General features: G+C 65.6%; 2 protein-coding genes and 1 pseudogene. 1 reads left to right on the forward strand and 2 read right to left on the reverse strand.

All coding sequences use genetic code 11. From position 1 onward, the window contains the following. Positions 1 to 87 precede the first annotated feature (87 nt). A complete protein-coding gene (locus EOA29_RS31165) occupies positions 88 to 1,026 on the forward strand; it encodes a DmsC/YnfH family molybdoenzyme membrane anchor subunit (protein ID WP_126090310.1) in 939 nt (312 codons plus the stop codon). Positions 1,027 to 1,030: 4 nt separating this feature from the next. Here the strand turns inward: EOA29_RS31165 and pdeM are convergent, their stop codons facing one another. Beyond that, positions 1,031 to 1,747 (reverse strand): ligase-associated DNA damage response endonuclease PdeM, encoded by a 717-nt coding sequence (gene pdeM, locus EOA29_RS31170; protein WP_126090311.1) that lies wholly within the window; start codon positions 1,745 to 1,747, stop codon positions 1,031 to 1,033. A gap of 18 nt (positions 1,748 to 1,765) precedes the next feature. Continuing rightward, positions 1,766 to 2,973: pseudogene (locus EOA29_RS31175) on the reverse strand (DNA ligase-associated DEXH box helicase); the annotation flags it as partial.

Raw genomic sequence — 2,973 nt, forward strand, 5'->3', positions numbered from 1 at the left:
GGACGCACCGGCGCTGGAGCCCATCCGGGCCGAGGGCGGCTTCCTCGGCTGGATCGATCGCATGCTTTCGAATTAGCTTCACCCACCATGCATCCCGCTTTCTCGGTCGTCTTCTTCACCACCGCCACCGGGGCCGGCTACGGCCTGCTGGCGCTGCTCGGTCTGCTTGGCGGACTGGGCTTCATCCAGCCCGATTTCTGGTTCGGCCTTGCCGGCATGGCGCTTGCGCTCGGCCTGATCGCGGCTGGCCTACTCTCCTCCACGGCCCATCTCGGCCGTCCCGAACGAGCCTGGCGCGCTTTCTCGCAATGGCGCAGCTCGTGGCTGTCGCGCGAAGGCGTGGCGTCGGTCGCGACTTTCATCCCGGCCGGGCTGTTCGGTATCGGCTGGGTATTTTTCGGCCGCAGCGGCGGCTGGGTGGCCGTCGCCGGGCTGCTGGCGGCCGCCGGTGCGGTGACGACAGTCTGCGCGACAGGCATGATCTATGCCTCGCTGAAGCCGATCGCGCAGTGGCACAGCCGCTATACTTTGCCGGCTTATCTTATGTTCTCGGCTATGACAGGCTGTGTGTTGCTGAGCGCCCTTCTCCAGGGTTTCGCCATGGATTCAACGGTGGTGCTGACCGGCGCGCTGCTCGCCACACTCGCCGGCTGGGCATGGAAGATCGCGACCTGGCGATACAACGACCGGCTGGAAATCCCGACCACGGCCAGCACGGCGACCGGCCTGGCCGGCGGCACGGTGCGGTCGATCGAATGGCCGCATACGGAAGAAAACTATTTGCTCAAGGAGATGGGATTCCGCATCGCGCGCAAGCACAGCGCGAAGCTGAGGCGGATCACGCAGGTGCTGGCTTTCGCCGCGCCGGCTGTCTTGCTTGCTACCGCGCTTGTCTTACCGTGGCCTTTCGCCGCCATTGCGTCGACGCTCGCGGCCATCGCCCAGCTTGCCGGCATGCTGGTCGAGCGCTGGCTGTTCTTCGCCGAGGCGAAGCACACAGTCACGCTCTACTACGGTCGGGAGTAGCGTCTCAACCCGGCCGGAGCATCGATCCGGAGATGGCGAAGATGCGGTCGGCGCCCAGCATATAGGCCATCAGCGTCTCCAGCCGGAACAGGCCGGCATAGGCGCGGTCGAGCACGTTGAGCGAGCCGGTATAGGCGCCGAAGGCCGGCATGATCATGCGGCCGCCGTCGCCGGCAAAGCAACGCCGCCTGACCGAACGGCCGCGCTGGACGATGCGGGCGCAAGGGTGGAGATGACCGGCGATCTCGCCTTCCACCCGCAGCTTCGAAGGCTCGTGACGGAAGAGCAGCGAGCCGATGGCGAGTTCCTTCACCGTATCGCCAGGCAGGTCGGCGGGCGCGTCCGGATCGTGATTGCCGGCGACCCAGAACCAGTCGCGGCCGGCCATCATCGCTTCCAGCCGCTCGCGGAAGCTCTCATGCATGCGCTCGGCGCCGCCGCCGTCATGGAAGGAGTCGCCCAGGCTGACGACGATCCGCGGCTGGTAGTCGGCGATCACCGCCTGCAGCCGGAGCAAAGTGGCTCCGGTGTCGTAAGGCGGGATCAGCGCGCCGCGCCTGGCGAAGGACGAGCCCTTTTCGAGATGCAGGTCGGAGACCGCGAGCAGCCGCAGGTCGGGGAAATAGAGCACGCCGCGCCGGTCGCAAACCGCGCGCTCGCCGGCGATGCCGACAAGGTCGGCCTCGGCAATCAGCGTTGCGCGCGACAGCGAAAAATTCATCCCCTCTCCGTTCTCCGCTTAGTGCCCTGAACCCATCGCTTCTTCGACCAGGTCGGCGGCTTCCATCAAAAGCGTGTCGTTGGCGCCGCCATTGACCGACTCCTTGCCGATCTCCAGCATTACCGGCACCGCCAGCGGCGAGATCTGGTCGAGATGCTTATGCATGATTCGACCGCGCACGCGCGAGAGCATCTCGCCAAGTCTGCTGACATCGAGCAACCCGGCGGAGGCATCGGTTCGCGTTGCCTGCAGCAAGATATGGTCCGGCTCGTGGCTGCGCAGCACATCGTAAATGAGGTCCGCCGAGACCGTCACCTGGCGCCCGCTCTTCTCCTGGCCGGGGTAGCGCTTCTCGATCAGCCCGGCGATGACGGCACAGGTGCGAAAAGTGCGCTTCAGCATCCAGCTATCGTTCAGCCAGGCTTCGAGATCGTCGCCCAGCATGTCCTCGTCGAAAAGTGCGGCCAGCGACGGCTTCTTCGCCTTGAACAAAGCCGCCATGTCGTCCAGCGCCCAGACGGCCAGCGAGTAATCGGTGGCGACGAAGCCGAGCGGCCTGGCATGAGCGCGCTCCAGCCGACGCGTCAGGAGCATGCCGAGCGTCTGGTGCGCCAGCCGGCCCTCGAAGGGATAGGCGACCATGTAATGGTGATTGCCGCGCGGAAAGGTCTCGACCAGGAGATCGCCACGCTTTGGCAAAACCGACTTCTCTTCTTGAATCCGAAGCCAGTCGGCCACCTGTTCGGGCAAGACCTTCCAGCGATCGCTGTCGGCCAGCATGGCGCGCACCTGCTCGGCGAGATAGGTCGAGAGCGGGAATTTGCCGCCGGCATAGGACGGCACGATGATGTTGGCGCCGGCGCCGTTGGAGACGACGCATTCGTTCTCGCGAATGCCCTCGAAGCGCAGCACCTTGCCGGCAAAAAGGAAGTTGTCGCCGGGGCGCAGCGTTTCGGCGAAATATTCCTCGATCTTGCCGAGCACCGGCCCGCCACGGCCGGCCATGCCGCGCCCCTGCCTGACATAACGGACATTGAGCTCCGGCATCTCGATGATGGTGCCGACATTCAGCCGGTATTGCTGCGCGACGCTCGGATGCGAGACGCGCCACAGGCCGTCCTTGTTCAGGCGGATGCGGGCATAGCGCTCGTAGTTCTTCAGCGCGTAGCCGCCGGCGGCGACGAAGTCGATGACGCGGTCGAAGGTCTCGCGCTCCAGGGCCGCAT

It is taken from the genome of Mesorhizobium sp. M1E.F.Ca.ET.063.01.1.1 (assembly GCF_003998155.1).
Lineage (GTDB): Bacteria > Pseudomonadota > Alphaproteobacteria > Rhizobiales > Rhizobiaceae > Mesorhizobium.

Coding starts and splice junctions, on each gene's coding strand:
- pdeM (WP_126090311.1), bottom strand. CDS start 1,747: ATGAATTTTTCGCTGTCGCGCGCAACGCTGATTGCCGAGGCCGACCTT.
- EOA29_RS31165 (WP_126090310.1), top strand. CDS start 88: ATGCATCCCGCTTTCTCGGTCGTCTTCTTCACCACCGCCACCGGGGCC.